The following is a 17,709-nucleotide window of genomic DNA, read 5'->3' as shown; positions in this document are numbered from 1 at the left end:
GGACTTACGCCGGTGTGTCTACCAGGTGCCGGCGATGCTGTTGATTGGAGAGGTTGACCAGCCCAGTGGGGTTTACAGCCGGTCGGCTTCGAGCGGGGACGGCGCGCCGTGTCGGTGCGACTTCGCCGCTACTCCGCGCCGCGTGATCAGGCCTGCACGCTCCGGTCCTCACGGTCGATCTGCACTAGGGCGTGTCTCCTTATTCACGTAGCCAGATGGTGATCGCGCGGAGGACGACCCCTCCTCGGTAGATGGCGGCGAGCTTCTCGTAGCGGGTGGCCAGGCCGCGCCACTGCTTGTGGTCGTTGAAGGACCGCTCGATGACGTTGCGGCCCTTGTAGGCCAGCGGGTCGAACGCGGGTGGGCGGCCGCCGGCGGCGCCGCGCCGCTTGCGGTGGGCGACCTGGTCGGCGGGCTGCGGGATCACGGTCTTGACCCGGCGTGAGCGCAGCATGGCTCGGTTGCCGCGCGAGGAGTAGGCCTTGTCCCCGATCACCGCGTCCGGTCGGGTGCGCGGGCGTCCCGGCCCCGGCCGCTTGACGGACAGGTGCGCCAACAGCGGCGCCAGCATCGGGGAGTCACCGCCCTGCCCGGGACCGAGCGCGATCACCAGCGGCCGGCCGCGGCCGTCGACGAGCTGGTGGATCTTGGTCGAGAGGCCGCCACGGGAGCGGCCCAGGGCGTGGTCGGGTGGCTCGGCGCGCAGATCCTTGTAGTTCGGTTCAGCCCCCCGTGCGCCGCCCGGGTGGGTCTTCGATGCGGGCCAGGGTGCTGGCGTGCTGGTGAGCTCGGTTGATCGTGGAGTCGACCGAGACGTTCCAGTCGACCTGCCCGAGGGCGTCGGCCTCGGCGATCAGGCGGGCGTGGATCTTGTCCCACGTCCCGTCGGTGGAGAACCGCTGGTGCCGCTTCCAGATCGTCTGCCACGGCCCGAAGGAGTCCGGCAGGTCCCGCCAGGCGACCCCGGTCCGGAGCCGGTAGACGATCCCCTCGATCACCTGACGGTGGTCCCGAAACGGGCGGCCCCGCTGCCCAGCAGATGACGGCATCAACGCCTCGATCCGGGCCCACTGGGCGTCAGTTAGAACGGCGGAACGCGGCATGGGTCAACCATCCCGGCCCATCACGGCGATCTTTAGGAGACACGCCCTAGGGGTCCCGCCCCGCGACCCGGCCGTGGCCGCCGGGTCGCCCTGGCGTGCGCGGGGTGAAGGCGCGGGTCCTGGCGTGCCGGTGGCGGAGGGTGGCGACTCGTGCGTCGGTGGCGGGCGGCGCGTGCGGCTGGGCTAGACTGCGTCCCGCGCCGGGGCCGTATGCCGGTCGGTGGCGCATGCGGGTGTAGTTCAATGGCAGAACATCAGCTTCCCAAGCTGACAGTGCGGGTTCGATTCCCGTCACCCGCTCCACACGCAGAAACCCCGCCTGAACAGGCAGAACGGGCGCTGACTCCCTCGCGGAGACAGCGCCCGTTGGCGTATCGCATGCCCGTTGCCTGACGAGGTGCTTGCGTCGACCGGACGTCATCGACACCTGCAGCCTGGATGAGCGATTCTCGTGGTGAGTCGCGCGATCGGATCCGGAGGCGGTCATGGAGGTCGTGGGCCTGTGGCGCTATCCAGTGAAGTCATTGCAGGGCGAGCCGCTTGATGCCGCCAGCGTGGAGGCTGATGGCGTCGTCGGTGACCGACGGTGGGGACTCCGTGACCAGCGCACCGGCCGGATCCTGACTGCGCGGCGTCGTCCCGAGCTCCTCGGTGCCTCGGCGTCTTACGACGGTGACGAACCGGTCATCACGCTCCCGGACGGGAGCACTGTCGTCGGCCCGGGAACCCGAACCGACAGTCAGCTCTCGGACTGGCTCGGGAGCCCGGTGACGCTCGCCTCTTCACAAGGCGCCCTTGCGGGCAAGGCTGAGTACTTCGAGGACGCGACCGACGACACCAGCCAGGCCGTTGAGTGGACGATGCCAGATGGCCGGTACGTCGATGCGTCCCCGATTCTGGTGCTGACCACTGCGTCGTTGCGCACCGCCGCGGGTCATTACCCACGTGGGACGTGGGATCCGCGCCGGTTCCGGGCCAACATCCTGGTCGGCCTCGACGGCGTCGGGTGGATCGAGGACTCATGGGTCGGGCGCCCGATCCAGATGGGGGCCGTCAGTCTGCTCCCCAGACAGCCATGCGTCCGTTGCACCATGGTCACGCGACCCCAACCCGGGCTCGACGCCGACGTGGAGATCTTCCGCACCCTTGCCCGCCACCACCGCGGCCTCTTCGGCGTGTGGACCGACGTGGTCGCTCCGGGGCGCCTGTCGGTCGGTGATCGAGAGTCCCAGCCGGCAGCGATGCCTTAGCCGAGGACCGGATGCCGCGATCCGCTCGGTCGCGCCCACCTGGGGGCAGGGATCTGCTGACTGTGCCTGAACCGGACACGCGGGATCCGTTCTCCGAGCACACTGGGTCGCTGTCAGAGAAGTGACCCGAGGGGACGTCGTGCGCAGCAACCTGGGCAAGTGGGCGTGGCTTGGGCCCGCCATCGTGATCGTGGGCGCCATGCTGAGGTCTGGTTCCGATGATCCCGTCATGGTCGGTGTGCTTCTCGCGATGCTGCTCGCATACGGGGCGCGACAGCTGTATGTGCGGCGGCGCACCCGGAAGCGCCGTGACAGGCAGACCGGCGCGTACGGCCTGTGGTGGGGCCGGGTCTGGCGGATCTATGACGGAGGCCTGTGGCAACCCCGTGGCTGGATCGGCGCAGCTTTCGGGAACAAGTCCGTCGCGGTGTCACTCCAGGCCACCGCGGACGGACTGGCCTTCATCCCCAGCCGGTTCGCTCAGTGGTGTCATCTGCCTCCGGTGGAGCTGGCCTGGACCGAGGTCGCAGGCGCCTACCTCGTTGGCAGCGGCCGCGTGATGCCAGACGGCACCTTCAGCCTCACCAAACAGGCGCGAGTCTGCATCGAAGTCGTTGGGGACCGCCTGACCGACATGTTCCGACCCCTGACCGATGACGAGGCCGAGCAGGTCTCTCTCAGCGCCGAGGAGCGCCGCCTCGTCGACCAGGAAGCGCTGAGCTTCGCCCGAGAGGCGTTTGGACCCGGCTACCGCTTTGGCGCCCGGCCGCTGCTGTTCATCACGGACGACCCCGCAGGCGTGGTCGAGCTGATCAAGGGCCGGGCGCGCGGCCGTCTCGCCACCTCCGAGCCCGGCTTGGTCGTGAACATCGACGGCACAGGAGACGGCGGGTGCTAGTCGCGTGAGAGTCGGCAGGACGCTCCAGCGCCACGTCGGTGGCCGTCAGAACTGACCGCGCAAGACTTCGTCCCACGGCTCCAGAGCCAGTGCGCACAGCGCATCAGCGTGACAGCATCACCCCATGACACTGACGGGGGACATGGTCAGCGAAGCGACGACCGAGATGCAGCGTGTCCTTCGCGCTTCTGCTGACATCGACTGGAGCGTGGCCGCGGGAGACCTCGAGTGGTCCTGCTGGGCGACGGGCGCTCACATCGCCGACGACCTGTTCTCCTATGCCTCGCAAGTCCTGGCCCAACCCGCTCAGGGCTATCTCCCGATCGAAGCTGCCATCGAGCCGGGAGCGCCGCCGGCAGCGGTCCTTGAGTCCATCGCGATGTGTGGGGACTTGCTTCGCCTCGCGGTGGGGTCGGCGTCCACCGACTGCCGTGCCTGGCACCCGTACGGCACCTCCGATCCGGAGGGCTTCGCCGCGATGGGGGTGGTCGAGGTCCTCGTGCACACCCACGACATCGCCAAGGGGCTCGACATCCCGTGGGAGCCATCCGCCGAGCTCAGCCGCCAGGCCCTGGACAGGCTGTTTCCCGATGCCCCCGAAGGGGACCCCGCCGCCGTGCTGCTGTGGTGCACCGGACGTGCCGCGCTAGGCGAGCGGCCGCGCCTGACCCAGTGGAGGTGGGACTCGTCGGTGCGGCCGCACAGCACCGTGCACTAGATGAAGAACCACACACGTGTGCGCAGGCTGGTCCTCCTGTTCCTCCCCCTGCTGTTCGGGCTGTCCGTCGTCGCCGGCACAGGCCCGGGCCCGGGCCTGGCTGAGGCGATTGCGGTGTATGCGTGGTGGCTGCCTGCCGCCGTGTTCACACGAGCGAGATGGCACCGGCGGCACGAGCGCCTCTCGTTCGCCTACTGGGCCTGGGCGTTCGCGACGCTGGCCTTCGCGCTCCTGGCAGGTGTGCCGCTCCACGCGGTCACGAGGTGGCCGACCGGGCTCTGCGCCCTGCTCGCTGCCGTGATCGCTCTCGGCGCCAGTGCCGCACTGTGGCCCGCGCAGCGCCGTTTCTACGCCATGCAGCGGCGGCTGGATGCGGCGCATCGCCCCCAAGGGTGATCGCCAGCCTCCAACCGCACCCGCGCTCGCCCATGACGGTCAGCCCAGCTCCGACAGGAGCCGTTCCAGGTAGGGTCCGGGCCGCACCGTGAGCTGACCCTGACCGTCCATCTCCGTGAGGCAGCTGACGACGCCGTCGCGCCAGTGGAAGGTGCACGGGCTGATCGGGCCGGGGCTCTCGGAGAAGCAGTTCGCCGCGAACCGGGGGATGAGCATCAGCCCCGCCAGCGCGGCCTCCGCGTCAGTGGCCACCCTGAAGGCGAGCTGGTGGCGGTAGGGGATGGCGAAGATGATCCCGTGCTCCTGGACAGCCTCGGGCTCGAAACGAGCCGCGACGTCGGAGAGCATGAGGGCAAGGCTGGCGGTGAAGAAGGAGTCACCCAGCAGGCAGGTGAACCAGCGCCCGTCGTGCTCCACGCGCTCGGCGGACAGCGGCTCGGTGTCCAGCAGGGACCGGGTGTTGCGCCAGCCCTGGTCGATGAGGGTCGCGAGTGGTGCGCGGGCCTTGAGGTGGTCGAGGGCGGGAGTCAGCACGGTCGTGGGGGTGTCCACCGCGAGGATGCGCCGGACCCCCGGCGCCCACTCCTCCAGGGAGTAGGCGTCGAGGTCGTCGAAGGATCGCAAGGAGTCCTCCTCGACGAGCCTGGCGTGGACGCTGGCCATGAGCGCCTCCAGGTCCATCGTGGCGACGTCGGGTCCTTGGGGGTTGAACAGGTGGTCGACGTGGGTGTCGACAAGGCCCCTCCACGCGCCGTCGCTTTCGCCGGCGCACAGCGCCGCCACGTTCCACAGGCCGAAGACGTTGCCGGCGTCATCGACGATGTGGTCGGCGTGCACAGTCACCTCACGTCCCCGCTCCGCGGCCACCTCACGCACCAACGCCCGGAACTGCGCCGCCTCGTCGACGCTGAAGAAGGTGAGGCTGGAGTCCGCCCCTTCCGCCCCTGGCGTCGCGGCGTTGTCCTTGCCGTCGCTGCGCTTGCGCCCGAACCAACCCATGACGACCCCCTCGTATCCCGGCCCGTCGCCAGTGCGCAGATCCTGCCAGCAACCGCGGGAGCATGCCGGGCAAAGCAGCGCCGCGTCGCTCTCCCCGACCGTGGGGGGCCACCTCCCGACGGCCACGGGCAGGACCACGGACCCCTCGTGGGGGCCGCGTGGTCGACCAGACTGGAGGGGCCCGGTCACGCCACTTCTGAGGGGTGGGTGATGTCTGCATTCCGGCTCGGTCGCGGTCATGCCACGCAGCCCACGTCGCCGGCTCCCACCACGGAGCAGGTGTGGGAGCGCCTGGGAAGGGCCTCGTTCGCCGTCATCAGCCACGTGACTGCCGCAGGGACGCCACGCAGCACCGGAGTCATGTGCGCGGTCCAGGACGGCCGCGCCTTCATCGTCATTGCCGCGGACAGCTGGAAGGCGCGCCAGATCGCCGACGGCGACGAGGTCGCGGTCACGGTCCCTCTGCGCCGTGGAGGCGTGCTGTCCTTGCTCGCCCCCATCCCACCGGCGACGGTGTCCTTCCGCGCCCGGGCCACCGTGCACCCGGCGGGCTCGGTGGCGCGGTCAGCGCCGGCCAGGTTGACCCGGCTCCTGCCACGGGACCGGCGTTCCGGCTGCGTGCTGGAGCTGACACCGGTTGGCACCTTCCTGACCTACGGAGTGGGCGTCTCGCTGTGGTCCATGGCCCGGCCGTCGGCGGCCATGGCGCACGTCCCGGTGTCCTGAGCGTCACGCCCAGACCCTGGTGACGGGGGCGGACACCGGCGCGAAGCTCCACCTGCAGCTGGAAGCCGCGGCGACCGGGGCATACGGATGCGTGCACAGGACTGCCGGGCGTGGAACCATGCGGGCGGAAGGGGAGGCGAGCATGGCTGAGTACCCTCAACTGCTCCACACGGCCATCGACACCACCGACGTCCGGGGCCTTGCCGAGTTCTACCGGCAGCTCCTGGGGCTGCGGTACCGGCCGGGCGACGAACCGTCGGCGGCCGGTGGCATGGACGAGGCGGACTGGCTCGTCCTCGTGGGCGCGGACGGCGCCCGCAAGCTGGCGTTCCAGCAGGTCGAGCGCCTCGAGCGGACGACGTGGCCCACCCATGACGTGCCGATGCAGATGCATCTCGACTTCACCGTCTCGAGCCTTGCGGAGCTGCAGCGCCAGCGGGAGCGGGCCGAGTCGTTGGGAGCGCAGCTGCTGCTGGACCGCACCGATGACCCGGACGAGCCGCTGTACGTCCTGGCCGACCTCTCCGGCCACCCGTTCTGCATCTTCGTGGCCTGATCCCATCGACATCCGGGCCGGCGTGGGTCCCTGCGCGCATACTCCTGGGAGCAGGTCACCACGCGGCGGGAGGGGCACGCATGATGCGGCAGGCAATGGCGGCATGGGCACTCGCAGGCCTCGTGGTCGCCAGCGGCGCCGGTGGCTACCTCATCGGTGAGGCACACGCCACCCAGGCAACCTGGCACACCGCGCGCGCCTACGTGGGCGACCACGTGGTCAGCCTCCGCGTGGGCGACTGGACGTATGGGTTCCGGGACTCGGTGCCGCAGTGGATCGACAGGAGCGGGAGCGTCCACGACAGCGGGTGGCCGGACTGTGTGCGGGTCCCGGCCGGCACACAGAAGGTGATCCGGTTCGCCGAGGTCGGCATCGAAGTCGGCGCGCTGGGCACCCGTCAGGTCGTGATGGTCGACTGCCGGGAGTCATGACCAGTCGAGCTGGTACGTCGACCGGTCAGCCCGCGTCGCGGGTCCACTCCTGCGCCAGCAGCCCCAGGACGACCTCGTCGACGAACGCGCCGTCGACCCACGCAGCCCGGCGAAGGACGCCCTCCCGGGTGAACCCGACGCGCCTCGCTGCCCGGAGCATCGCGTGGTTGTCGGCGAGCGTGTCGACCTGCAACCGGTTCATCCCCCGCAGCCCGAACCCGTAGTGGCACAGCACCCGCACCACGTCGGTGCCGAGGGCACGGCCACGGAACTGCGGCAGCAGCGAGATCCCCACGTGGGCGCTCCGGTTGTGGAGGTCGATGCCCCACAGCAGCGCCTCGCCGGCCAGGGCCTCGCCCTGGTCCAGGTCGACGACGGAGAAGACGGCGACGTCGTCGGACGGCTCACTCACCCGGTAGGGCGACGCGTCGGGATTCGGCGGGACGGGCCGCCACGGGCGGGAGTCCGCGCGCACCCGGGTCGCGACGTCGTCGTACAACCCCGCCTGCAGGGTCATCACGTCGCTGTCGCGACGGGCCCTCAGGCCGACCTTGGCACCTCGCAGCACGTTCCGCTCCTGTCCGGGCGAAGGCGACCGCCACCGCGGTCCGGCGCCGGCATGAAGAGGCCGCGCGCCCCGTGCAGTGTGAGCCACCCACCGGCCGCGCCGCATCCCGTTTCGTCGGTGTGCCGACCGGGATCAGCCTCGGCCGAAGAACCCCTTGATCGCCCCGACCAGGCCGCCACCGCCGCCTCGCTCACAGGTGCACTGCGCCGCCTTGGGCACACCCGCCATGACCTGGTCGACGTGCATGCCGCATCCGCGCCACGTCGCCTTCCCACACTGCTTGCACACGGCCGGCTGGCACACGTGCCTCTCCTCTCGTCGGGAACCGTGCCGACAACTATACCCCCAGGGGTATGCCGCTCCCTCGCCTCGCAGTCCCGGTGATCTAGCCTCGGGCGCATGGAGGAGCAGCTGAGCACCCCCACGGGCGTATGGGTCCGACCCGAGAATCCTTGCGGCACAGGCGTGCTCGTCCTGGCCGGCTCCAGCGGGAGGGTCGACGCCGACCGGTCCCGCCTGCTCGCCTCGCACGGCGCGAGCGCCATGTCCATCCAGTGGTTCGGCGGCGCGGGACAACAGCTTGGGCCGTGGGAGGTGCCGCTGGAGACATTCACGGCGGCCCTGGACCGGCTCGCCGCCGAGTGCGATCGGCTGGCCGTCGTCGGGCTCTCCTTCGGCGCCGAGGCCGCACTGCTCACCGCCGCCCACGACACCCGGGTCGAGGCGGCCATCGCGTTCGCCCCGAGCCCGGTGGTCTGGGCGGGGGTGGCGCCGGACGGCCCCGACGGGCAGCCGCGGCAGACCTCGCACTGGACGCGGCACGGCATACCGCTGCCGTTCGTGCCCTTCCTGGAGTCCTGGGAGCCGGACACCACGCCGCCGGCCTTCCGCGGACTCTACGAGGCCAGCCTCGCGGCACACCCGGTGCAGGCGCAGGCGGCCGCGATCCCGGTCGAGCGGATCACTGGGGAGGTCGTGCTCGTCGGCGGCGAGGACGACCAGGTCTGGCCCGGTGCGGACTTCGCCCGCAGCATCGCCGCGCGGCGCGAGGCGCACGGGCTGGCCACGACTGTCGTCACGCACCCACGCGCCGGGCACCGCACGGTGCTGCCCGGGGAGACCGCGGTCGTCGCGGGGCAGGCGATGGCGCGCGGCGGCACCCCTGCCGCGGACACGGAGCTGGGGGCGCTCGCCTGGCCGCACGTGGGCCGCGTCCTGCGCCTGACCAGCGGCTGAGGAGGGACCAAGGCCACGGGAGGCGTCCCGGCCCGGCCGGTCAACTGATGGGGTGAGCGCCGACCTGCAGCCCGAGCCGGTGGACGTCCGGGAGGATCCCCCGGCCGCCTCTCCCGACCCGGCGCCGACGTCACCGGCCTCCTCAGCAGCACCTCCGCCCGCCCCGACACACCACCCGGTGCGCCGGCGGCTGTCCATCCTGGTCGTGGTCAGCTCGCTGGTCGCGGGCGGCATCAGCGGCGGCGTCGTGGCCTGGCTGGTCGAGGGCGACGGCGCCCGCTCGAGCGCACAGGCGGGCGGGCGCGTCAGCGGGGACGCCATGACCGGGCTGGCCGACGTGGCCGCCCGGATCCGGGGCTCGGTGGTGGCGTTGAACGTCTCCACCACGGTGCCGGACGGCCTCGGCGGCACGATGACGCACAAGGTGGCCGGCACCGGCTTCGCCTTCGACCACTCCGGTGACATCGCCACGAACGCCCACGTGGTCTCCGGCGCCCGCACCGTCATGGTCACGCTGCCCAACGGCTCGCGCGTCGCCGCCACCGTGGTGGGGTCGGACCCGGACGCGGACCTGGCGGTCGTGCGGATGGAGGGCGCCTCCCTCCCACCACTGGGCCTGGCCACCGACGTGAACCCGCGCGTGGGCGACTTCGTCATCGCCGCCGGCAACGCCCTGGCCCTGGAGGGGACCCCCACGGTGACGGTCGGCATCATCTCCGCCCTCGGGCGCACCGTCTCGTTCAGCAACGGCACGACCCTGAGCCACCTGCTGCAGACCGACGCGGCGATCAGCTCGGGTGACTCCGGGGGCCCGCTGCTGTCGGCCTCCGGCGCGGTCATCGGCATCACCACCGCGGGCGCGTCGAGCTCCGGCGAGGCCCTGGCCCAGAACATCGGCTTCGGCATCCCCATCGCGCGCGCCGCGCCGGTCCTGGAGCACCTCGCCACCTCCACCTCCGGCTAGGGCCCCGGCGCGGACTGCTGCGCGGCCGTGACGGCCAGCTCCTCCAGGGCACCGACGAGGGGATGCGCGGCCCGGGTCGGCAGGACGAGCAGCAGCGACACCGGCGGCGCGTCACCGATCGTCACGTAACGCACCCCCGGGTGCGGCTGCTCCCGGGCGGACTTGGGCAGCACCCCGACGCCGCGGCCGGCCGCGACCATGGCGATCCACTCGTCGTAGGTCCGGCAGCTGACCGCCACCTCCGGACGCGCCGAGGCCGGCCACATCGTCGGGCCGACGGTGCCGCTGACCGCGTTGACCACCAGCGGGTGCTCGGCCAGCTCGGCCCAGTGCAGCCGCCGACGGCGGGCCAGGGGGTGGTCGCGGGAGACCGCCGCGACCCGCGACTCGGTGCCGAGCTCCACCACGCGCAGGGACTCGCTGCGCCGGACCGTGCCGAAGACGATGGCGGCGTCCGTCTGGCCGCTGAGCACCCCACCGGAGCGGTCGTCCCGGCGGACCAGGTCGATCCGGCCACCGGCGGACTGTTCGAAGCCCACCAGCAACCGGCGGACGAGCTCGGCCGGGAGCAGCCACGTGAACCCCAGCCGCAGCGTCGGATGGGCGCTCACCGAGCGGACCGCCGCGTCGAGGCGGGGCAGGATCTGGGCGAGCTCGGCACTGAGCCGCTCCCCGGCCTCGGTCAGCGCCACGCTGCGGGTGGTCCGCTCCACCAGCCGCACCCCGAGCGCCCGCTCCAGGCGGGCGAGGGACCGGGTCAGCGTCGGCTGGCTGACGCGCCGGCTGGCCGCAGCACGGGAGAAGTGCGGGTCCTCCACCAGCGCCATGAACAGCCTCAGGTCGCGCAGCTCGACGTCCATGCGCCAAGTGTATGAATCCCCGTTCACCTGCATTTCTCTCCCGGGTCGGGTCTGCCTAACGTCGTGGAGGTACCGGGCCGGACGGCACCAGAGCGCGAGGACCGCCACGGTCGACCTACGGATCGCGCGTTGGGACACCCAAGGATCACTGTGCGAAGCCAGGACGTTCTCCAGGCCACATCAACCCCGCTCGGCGGCGCGGCATACCCTGCCGGCCCCTACCGGTTCAGCCGGCGGGAGTACCTCAACATCACCTACCGCACCGACCTCGACGCGATGCGTGCCGTCGTCCCGGAGCCGCTCGCGGTCGACGACCCGCTCGTGCGCTTCGAGGTCATCCGGATGCCGGACAGCTCGGGGCTGGGCGACTACACCGAGTCCGGCCAGGTGCTGCGGGTCCGGCACGAGGGCCAGGAGGCGGACTACATCCACTCCATGTACCTCGACAACGCCCCCGCCATCGCGCTCGGCCGTGAGGGCAGCGCCTACCCCAAGAAGCTGGGCCACCCGAGCCTGTTCACCGACTCCGACACCCTGGTCGGGACGCTGGACTACGGCAGCCTGCGCGTGGCCACGGCCACCATGGGCTTCAAGCACCAGGTCATGGACCCCGAGGCGGCCCGCGCCGAGATCGCGATGCCGACCTACATGCTCAAGCTCATGCCGGGCTACGACGGGCGGCCGCGAATCGCCGAGCTCATCCGCACGCAGATCAGCGACCTGAGCATCCGCGGCGCCTGGGTCGGCCCGGCCCGCCTCCAGCTGTTCGAGCACGCCCTGGCGCCGCTGGCCGACCTGCCGGTGCGCGAGATAGTCAGCGCCAGCCACATCATCACCGACCTGACCCTGCCTCGGGCCGAGATCGTCCACGACTACCTGGCCGCCTGAAGGAGCACCTCATGACCACCTCACCCCTTGCCCAGCCGCACGACACCGTGCAGGTCGACCTCACCGGGCGCACCGCCCTCGTCACCGGCGCCGGCAGCGGCATCGGCCGGGCGACCGCCCTGCGCCTGGCCCGCTCCGGGGCCCATGTCATCGCCGTCGACCTCAAGGAGGAGGCCGTCCGCGAGGTCGCGGAGATCACCGGCGGCGAGGCCGTCGTGGCCGACCTGTCCGACCTCGACGCGCTCGACGCCCTGGACCTGAGCGCCGACATCCTGGTCAACTGCGCCGGCATCCAGCACGTGCGTCCCGTCGAGGACTTCGACCCGGAGAAGTTCTCGCAGATCCTGCGGATCATGCTCGAGGCGCCGTTCCGCCTGATCCGCCGCTCCCTGCCCTCGATGTACGAGAAGGGCTGGGGCCGCATCATCAACGTGTCCTCGGTGCACGGCCTGCGCGCCTCGGAGTTCAAGAGCGCCTACGTCTCGGCCAAGCACGGCCTGGAGGGCCTGTCCAAGGTGGTCGCCCTGGAAGGCGCCGCCCACGGCGTGACCTCGAACTGCGTCAACCCCGGCTACGTGCGCACCCCGTTGGTGGACAAGCAGGTCGCCGACCAGGCCGCCGCCCACGGCATCAGCGAGAACGAGGTCCTCGAGAAGGTCTTCCTCGACAAGGCCGCCCTCAAGCGCCTCGTCGAGTCCGAGGAGATCGCCGAGATGGTGCTGTTCCTGTGCAGCCCGCCGGCGGCTTCCATGACCGGCACGTCCCTCGTCGTCGACGGCGGCTGGAGCGCGCGCTGAACCCACCAGCACTGGCCCTGCGGGGTCCGATGCTCAGGGCGGCGGTCGGTATGGCCGCCGCCCTCGCCGTCGGGGTGGGGCTGCAGCACCCCGGCATGACCATCCCCCTGGCGGTGGGCAGCCTCTACGCCTCGGCCAACGACCGCCCTCACCCGACGCCGCGTCGCCTGCGGCACATCCTCCTGCCGGCCCTCGGGGGCGCCCTCGGCCTGCTCGCCGGGGCGGCCACCCGCGGTGGTGCGCCCGTGGCAGTCGTCCTGCTGCCGGCGCTCGTCGCGGGCGTGGCCGGCGCCATCAGCACAGTGGGGCCGAGCGCGTCGGCCGCCGGCCTGCAGCTGCTCACCATGACTGCGCTCGGCCAGGGCATGCCCGCGCACCGACCCTGGTGGCTGCCCGCGCCGCTGCTGGTCTGCGGTGCGCTGCCGGTCCTGCTCCTCACCGGCACTTCCGCGGTATGCCGTGCCCTCGCCGCCCGCGGGCGGCGGGCGGAGCCGCCCGCGCCGGCTGTCCGGCATACCCCCGTCCCCTCCCGGCACCCCGCGCGTGACGGGTTGCGGCTGGCCGCGTGCGCGGCGCTGGCCGAGGTGGTAGCGCTGCTGGTGCACCCGGTCCGCGGCTACTGGCTGCTGCTGACCGTCGCGCTCGTGGTCAAGCCCGACCTAGCACCCGTGCCGCGCCGCTCGGTGCAACGCGGGCTCGGCACGCTTGCCGGGGTCGCAGTGGCGGCTGCCCTGTTCGCGCCCCGGCCCGGCACGGCCTGGCTCTGCGGCGTCCTCGTGGCAGCGGCGCTGCTGGTACCCCCCGCCACGGCCCGCAGCTACGCCGCGCTGTCGGCGGTGGTCGCCCCGATGGTGTTCATCCTGCTGCGGCTCGGCGGGGTCGTCTCGGACGCGCTGCTCGGGTGGCGCCTCGTGGACACCGCACTGGGCATCGCGATCGCCCTGTCCGCCGGGCACCCCTGGCGGCGCCGCGGGTCAGCGGGACAGCAGCGCGTTCATCGTCGGGTAGTCCGCAGCGCCCGCGAGCTCGGTGTAGGTGCCCGGCCCGAGCAGCTCGGTCGCCGCGCGCCGGACATGGCCGTAGACCGCCTGGGCGATCGCGGACCCGGCCGACGCCCGAGCCACCCCGAGGTCGGCCAGCTCGGGAATGGTCGGTGAGCCGGGACCGACGAGGATGTTCACCGGCGCCGGGATCCGGGCGACCAGCTGCTCGATGACGCCGCGGTCCTTGACGCCCGGGACGAAGATGCCCGATGCCCCCGCCTCGAGGTAGGCCTCGGCGCGGCGCACGGTCTCGTCGAGCCGGCCCTCGGGCGCCCCGACCGCACGCTGGTAGGGGTCGGTGCGGGCGTTGACGTACAGGCCCGCCCCGGCCTCCTGCCGGATCGCGGCGATGCGCGCGGCCTGCTCGGCGACCGGGAGCAGACCGCCGTCGAACCCGTCCTCGAAGTTGATCCCCACCGCACCGGCGTCGAGCACGGCGCGGACGTTCTCCGCGAGCGCGTCGAGGTCCTGTGCGTAGCCCGCCTCGAAGTCGGTCGTGACCGGCAGGTCGACGGCGTCCACGATCCGGCGGGTGAGGTCCAGGACGGTCTCGAGACCCAGCTCCTCGCCGTCCGCGGCACCCCATGACCACGACAGCGCGGCGCTCGTGGTGGCCACGGCTGTCGCCCCGGCGTCCTCGACCAGGCGGGCCGACGCGACGTCCCAGGCGTTGGGCAGGACCAGGATCGGGCCCTGGTGCAGCTGGTGGAACCTCTCTGCGGCGCCGGGGACCGGCTCGGGGGAAGTCGTCATGGTGCGAGCGAACCACCCCGCCGCTCGTTTGTCCGGCGGAAACCGGACACCGTCGCCGGGAGGCAGGCGAACGCCAGGTCAGCCGCGCAGGGCGCTCATACCCGACCCTGCGTGGGCGGGCGCGTCCGGTCGGCGCGACACGCGCCGTCAGTCCGGTATGCCGGGGTCCTCGGCGCCGGCGCGCTCGTCCCGCTCCGCCCACTCCAGCAACGGGGCGATGTCGAAGACTGCGTCGTCGATGCCCGCGTGCAGGTCCCCGAGCCGGGCGAAGCGCTCGGGCACGGTCGCGATCGTGCAGTCCTCGGGCAGGACGTCGTCGACCTCGTCCCAGCGGATCGGTGTGGAGACCCGGGCGTCGGGCAGGCCCCGCACCGAGTACGCGGCGGCGATGGTGTGGTCGCGGGCGTTCTGGTTGTAGTCGACGAACAGCGTCGAGGGGTCGCGGTCGCGCCGCCACCACGTCGTGGTCACCTCGTCCGGGGCCCGGCGCTCGACCTCCCGGGCGAACGCGAGCGCCGCCCGGCGCACGTCCTTGAACCCGTGCTCGGGCTTGATCCGCACGTAGACGTGCAGCCCCTTGCCACCGGAGGTCTTCGGCCAGCCGGTTGCGCCGAGCTCATCGAGCACCTCGTGCGCGACGTGGGCGACCCGGCGCACGGTGTCGAACCCGCACTCCGGCATGGGGTCGAGGTCGATCCGCCACTCATCCGGTTTCTCGGTGTCGGCCCGCCTCGAGTTCCACGGATGGAACTCCACCGTCGACATCTGCACGGCCCAGATCACGCTGGCCAGCTCGGTGACGCACAGCTCGTGGACGTCGCGGTGGTAGCGCGGGAAGTGGACGCTCACCGTCTGGACCCACGGCGGCGCGCCCTGCGGCAGCCGCTTCTGGTGGACCTTCTCCCCCGAGACCCCCTCGGGGAAGCGGTGCAGCATGCAGGGTCGCTCACGCAGCGCCCGCACGATGCCGTCGCCCACCGAGAGGTAGTAGTTGACCAGGTCGAGCTTGGTCTCCCCGCGCGCAGGGAAGTAGACGCGCTGCGGGTTCGAGATCCGGACCGTCTTGTCGCCGACCTCGACCTCGACCGCGGGGCTCCTGCCGTCAGCGGCTGCCATGGCGCCAACCTAGACGCCCGGCCGCCCCGCCGCCCGTCACTCGCCCAGATGGGGCGCGAAGGCCGCGGCGAGCTCGGGCAGCGTCGGCCGGTCCCCCGGCGCCCTCTCGAGGCAGGCGTCCATCGCGGCAGCAACGGGTGCGGGCAGCCGTCGCACGCTGCCCACCCGGGGAGCGCGCGCAGAAGGCGGCAGCCCCTCCCCGCCGTCGTCGTAGGGGTTGGTGCCGGTGGCGCCGAGGTGCAGCAGCAGTCCCAGCCCCCACACGTCGGAGGCGGAGGTCAGCTCCCCGCCGGCGAGCTGCTCCGGCGAGGCCCACGTCCGGGTGCCGAGCCCGGGCCAGTACGTGCCCGGCGGACGGGCGATGGAGAAGTCCAGCAGCGTGGCGATCCCGTTCCCGCACACCACGTTCGACGGTTTGACGTCCAGGTGCAGGAACCCCACGGAGTGCAGGTAGCGCAGTGCCGACCCCAGGTGGTCGGCCAGCTGGGCGAGCTCGCGCAGGGTCAGCCTGCCCACGTCGTGCACCAGCGCTTCGAACGTCGCGCCGGTGAGCACCTCCAGCACCAGCCGGGGCGGCGCCCCTTCCGGCCGCAACAGCTCGTATCCGCGGACCAGATGCGGGTGCGTCAACCTCGCCAGCACGTCCCACTCGTGCTCCAGGGACGCCAGCGTCCCGGGGTCGTGCGCGAGCTCCGGGCGCGGGGTCTTGACCAGGACGCGGCAGAACCGGGTGGTGTCGCGGGCCTCGTAGACGTCCAGGTCCTGGCCGCGGCGGATGTGCTCGAGCACCACCAGCGAGGGCGCCAGCGACGCCCCGACGCCCAGCGGAGGCGGGACCGGCCCCACCTCCGGGGAGACCGACCGTTCCTCCGCGGTCGCGGAATCCATCCAAGTCCTCCCCCGGGGTCGGCGCCGCCCCCGTGGCAGCCCGCCCCGCGTCCTCCGTGACCGGCACGTGCCTGTCGGCCCCCGCCGACGCTAGTCAGCCTGCGGCCGGGCGGAATCACCCAGACCGGATGGTCCGGAAGTCCACCTCCGTCCTGGCGTGGCTCCTGCGTCAGGAGGCGGACAGGCCGTGCTCGGCCAGCAGGTCCGCGAGGGCGTCGGGCGAGGTGCGCGCCAGGGCCCCACCGGTGAACCGCTCGTCGCCGGTCACCTCCGCCAGGACGTCGAGGCCCAGTGCATCCGGTCGCCGGCCGTCCGCGCCGAGGTCGAGCTCGGCAGTGACCAGGCCGCGCAGGTGACCCTCGAAGACGTCCACGGCCCAGCGATGACCGCCCAGCCGGACGGTGTGCCGTGTCTTGGCCAGCTCGTCGGCGGCCAGGACGAGCAGGGTGTCGTACTCCGCCGGGCGCAGGTACATCGTCGTGTGGGCCACGGTGCGCGGGCTGCCGTCGACCCGGACCTTCTGTCCCAGCTTCAGCACCACCGGCCGGCCTTCCTCCTCCACCCGGCGCAGCCGCAGCCCCGTCTCGGGCAGGTAGCGGTCGGTGATCCGCTGGGTCCGCTCGACCGGGACCGACCGGGGAGGGCTGGGCAGCAGGAAGCGCAGCTCCCGCTCGAGGTGGGCGTACTTCAGCGACGTCGAGGTGTCGTGCACGGGCCCATCATCCCGGCCGGCGCGGCTGCTCCTCGCAGATGACCAGGGGGATCTCGCGCGGCGCGCGCCGCTGGTAGCGGGCGTACCCGGCATACCGCTGGACCACCCGCGGCCAGAGCACGTCCCGCTCCTGTGGGGTGGCCGTCCGGGCCAGCATCGGGCGCGTCCGGGCGCCGCGCTGGACGGTGACGTGCGGGTCGGCGCACAGGTTGAGGTACCAGTCGGGGTGGCGGGTCGCCCCGCCGTTGGAGGCCACGAGCACGAGGCGGTCGCCGTCGGGCAGGCAGCCCAGCGGCGTGGTGCGCGTGCGGCCGGTGCGCCGACCGGTGGTGGTCAGCAGGACGTTCTCGACCGGGCCCATGCGTGAGCCGATGCGGCCGTGGCTGGCGCGGTAGACCCGGGTGTGCAGGCCCGTGAAGAACCGCTGCCCTGCCCGCATCAGCCCAGCCAATGGCGCACCGCCCGCTCCTCGGCCCGGGCGAGGGCGACGGGATAGGCCTCCTCCGCAGCGCCGGCGAGCTGTTGCTCGGCCGACCACAGCGCCCCGCACACGAACCCCTCCGGGCCCCCGGCCCCGGGAGCCTCCATCAGCTCGAGCAGCACCTGCTGGGCGTGCGCGCTGTCCTGCCGCTCGCCGAGGACCTCCTGGACGGACTCCATCCGGCCGGCCAGGTCCGCCGCCGGCGCGCCGAGCGCCGGGGTGCACAGCTCGGCGGCGTAGCGGGCGCGCTTGGCCGCCTTGCGCACGTCGTGCAGCCGGTGGGCGCGCGACTCCTCCGAGCCCGCGACGTCGACCCGCCGCGCGGC

Annotated in this window: 20 protein-coding genes, 1 tRNA gene and 2 pseudogenes; 13 read left to right on the top strand and 10 right to left on the bottom strand. The window is 72.4% G+C overall.

Translation table 11 applies throughout. The features are described from left to right. Window positions 1–199: 199 nt before the first annotated feature. Window positions 200–1,103 (bottom strand): annotated as a pseudogene (locus VF825_RS11985) (IS5 family transposase). A 229-nt stretch (window positions 1,104–1,332) separates the two neighbouring features. On the opposite strand from VF825_RS11985, the gene VF825_RS11980 reads away from it, so the two are divergent. The 5 genes from VF825_RS11980 to VF825_RS11960 all read left to right on the top strand — a co-directional run bounded on the left by VF825_RS11980 (window position 1,333) and on the right by VF825_RS11960 (window position 4,365). Beyond that, a tRNA-Gly gene (locus VF825_RS11980) sits at window positions 1,333–1,406 on the top strand. 182 nt (window positions 1,407–1,588) lie between these two features. Continuing rightward, on the top strand, window positions 1,589–2,353 hold the full coding sequence (locus VF825_RS11975) for an MOSC domain-containing protein (protein ID WP_331113539.1): 765 nt from the start codon (window positions 1,589–1,591) through the stop codon (window positions 2,351–2,353). 139 nt (window positions 2,354–2,492) lie between these two features. Beyond that, window positions 2,493–3,251 (top strand): hypothetical protein, encoded by a 759-nt coding sequence (locus VF825_RS11970; RefSeq protein ID WP_331113537.1) that lies wholly within the window; start codon window positions 2,493–2,495, stop codon window positions 3,249–3,251. Window positions 3,252–3,375: 124 nt separating this feature from the next. Further along, window positions 3,376–3,969 (top strand): hypothetical protein, encoded by a 594-nt coding sequence (locus VF825_RS11965; RefSeq protein WP_331113535.1) that lies wholly within the window; start codon window positions 3,376–3,378, stop codon window positions 3,967–3,969. Beyond that, the gene (locus tag VF825_RS11960) at window positions 3,970–4,365 is read left to right on the top strand and encodes a hypothetical protein (RefSeq protein WP_331113533.1); all 396 of its coding nucleotides are present in this window, start codon (window positions 3,970–3,972) and stop codon (window positions 4,363–4,365) included. Window positions 4,366–4,404: 39 nt separating this feature from the next. On the opposite strand, the gene VF825_RS11955 is transcribed toward VF825_RS11960, so the two are convergent. Beyond that, the gene (locus VF825_RS11955; RefSeq protein WP_331113531.1) at window positions 4,405–5,364 is read right to left on the bottom strand and encodes a hypothetical protein; all 960 of its coding nucleotides are present in this window, start codon (window positions 5,362–5,364) and stop codon (window positions 4,405–4,407) included. A 360-nt stretch (window positions 5,365–5,724) separates the two neighbouring features. On the opposite strand from VF825_RS11955, the gene VF825_RS11950 reads away from it, so the two are divergent. The 3 genes from VF825_RS11950 to VF825_RS11940 all read left to right on the top strand — a co-directional run bounded on the left by VF825_RS11950 (window position 5,725) and on the right by VF825_RS11940 (window position 7,077). After that, complete coding sequence (locus VF825_RS11950) at window positions 5,725–6,090, top strand: hypothetical protein (protein WP_331113529.1); 366 nt, start codon at window positions 5,725–5,727, stop codon at window positions 6,088–6,090. 142 nt (window positions 6,091–6,232) lie between these two features. Beyond that, the gene (locus tag VF825_RS11945) at window positions 6,233–6,646 is read left to right on the top strand and encodes a VOC family protein (protein WP_331113527.1); all 414 of its coding nucleotides are present in this window, start codon (window positions 6,233–6,235) and stop codon (window positions 6,644–6,646) included. Window positions 6,647–6,726: 80 nt separating this feature from the next. Continuing rightward, window positions 6,727–7,077, top strand: coding sequence for a hypothetical protein (locus tag VF825_RS11940; protein ID WP_331113525.1), 351 nt, complete (start codon window positions 6,727–6,729; stop codon window positions 7,075–7,077). A 25-nt stretch (window positions 7,078–7,102) separates the two neighbouring features. On the opposite strand, the gene VF825_RS11935 is transcribed toward VF825_RS11940, so the two are convergent. Next, complete coding sequence (locus VF825_RS11935; RefSeq protein WP_331113523.1) at window positions 7,103–7,645, bottom strand: GNAT family protein; 543 nt, start codon at window positions 7,643–7,645, stop codon at window positions 7,103–7,105. 399 nt (window positions 7,646–8,044) lie between these two features. On the opposite strand from VF825_RS11935, the gene VF825_RS11930 reads away from it, so the two are divergent. Both VF825_RS11930 and VF825_RS11925 read left to right on the top strand, forming a co-directional pair. Further along, the gene (locus VF825_RS11930) at window positions 8,045–8,881 is read left to right on the top strand and encodes an alpha/beta fold hydrolase (RefSeq protein WP_331113521.1); all 837 of its coding nucleotides are present in this window, start codon (window positions 8,045–8,047) and stop codon (window positions 8,879–8,881) included. A 52-nt stretch (window positions 8,882–8,933) separates the two neighbouring features. Next, on the top strand, window positions 8,934–9,845 hold the full coding sequence (locus tag VF825_RS11925; protein ID WP_331113519.1) for a S1C family serine protease: 912 nt from the start codon (window positions 8,934–8,936) through the stop codon (window positions 9,843–9,845). On the opposite strand, the gene VF825_RS11920 is transcribed toward VF825_RS11925, so the two are convergent. Beyond that, window positions 9,842–10,705, bottom strand: a complete 864-nt coding sequence (locus VF825_RS11920; protein ID WP_331113517.1) for a LysR family transcriptional regulator — start codon at window positions 10,703–10,705, stop codon at window positions 9,842–9,844. The genes VF825_RS11925 and VF825_RS11920 overlap by 4 nt on opposite strands. A 150-nt stretch (window positions 10,706–10,855) precedes the next feature. Here VF825_RS11920 and VF825_RS11915 point away from each other — a divergent pair, with 150 nt between their 5' ends. From VF825_RS11915 to VF825_RS11905, 3 genes and pseudogenes are all read left to right on the top strand, one after another. Next, complete coding sequence (locus tag VF825_RS11915; RefSeq protein WP_331113515.1) at window positions 10,856–11,593, top strand: acetoacetate decarboxylase; 738 nt, start codon at window positions 10,856–10,858, stop codon at window positions 11,591–11,593. Window positions 11,594–11,604: 11 nt separating this feature from the next. Further along, entirely contained in the window at window positions 11,605–12,390 is a 786-nt protein-coding gene (locus VF825_RS11910; RefSeq protein WP_331113513.1) for a 3-hydroxybutyrate dehydrogenase, read from the top strand. Between the two features lie 29 nt (window positions 12,391–12,419). Next, window positions 12,420–13,322, top strand: a pseudogene (locus VF825_RS11905) (FUSC family protein); the annotation flags it as partial. A 42-nt stretch (window positions 13,323–13,364) separates the two neighbouring features. Here the strand turns inward: VF825_RS11905 and VF825_RS11900 are convergent. The 6 genes from VF825_RS11900 to VF825_RS11875 form a co-directional block, all read right to left on the bottom strand. Next, the gene (locus VF825_RS11900) at window positions 13,365–14,186 is read right to left on the bottom strand and encodes an isocitrate lyase/phosphoenolpyruvate mutase family protein (protein ID WP_331113511.1); all 822 of its coding nucleotides are present in this window, start codon (window positions 14,184–14,186) and stop codon (window positions 13,365–13,367) included. A 147-nt stretch (window positions 14,187–14,333) separates the two neighbouring features. Beyond that, a complete protein-coding gene (gene ligD, locus VF825_RS11895; RefSeq protein WP_331113509.1) occupies window positions 14,334–15,302 on the bottom strand; it encodes a non-homologous end-joining DNA ligase in 969 nt (322 codons plus the stop codon). A 36-nt stretch (window positions 15,303–15,338) separates the two neighbouring features. Then, window positions 15,339–16,190 (bottom strand): serine/threonine-protein kinase, encoded by an 852-nt coding sequence (locus tag VF825_RS11890; RefSeq protein WP_331113507.1) that lies wholly within the window; start codon window positions 16,188–16,190, stop codon window positions 15,339–15,341. Window positions 16,191–16,359: 169 nt separating this feature from the next. Further along, a complete protein-coding gene (locus tag VF825_RS11885; protein WP_331113505.1) occupies window positions 16,360–16,902 on the bottom strand; it encodes a hypothetical protein in 543 nt (180 codons plus the stop codon). 7 nt (window positions 16,903–16,909) lie between these two features. Next, entirely contained in the window at window positions 16,910–17,341 is a 432-nt protein-coding gene (locus VF825_RS11880; protein ID WP_331113503.1) for a nitroreductase/quinone reductase family protein, read from the bottom strand. After that, window positions 17,341–17,709, bottom strand: a 369-nt coding sequence (locus VF825_RS11875; protein WP_331113501.1) for a CHAD domain-containing protein, incomplete at its 5' end; no start/stop codon positions are given. The genes VF825_RS11880 and VF825_RS11875, both read right to left, overlap by 1 nt.

Origin of the sequence: Oryzihumus sp., from assembly GCF_036391795.1 — a bacterium.
GTDB lineage: Bacteria > Actinomycetota > Actinomycetes > Actinomycetales > Dermatophilaceae > Oryzihumus.
This window is presented reverse-complemented; position numbering and strand designations above follow the sequence as displayed.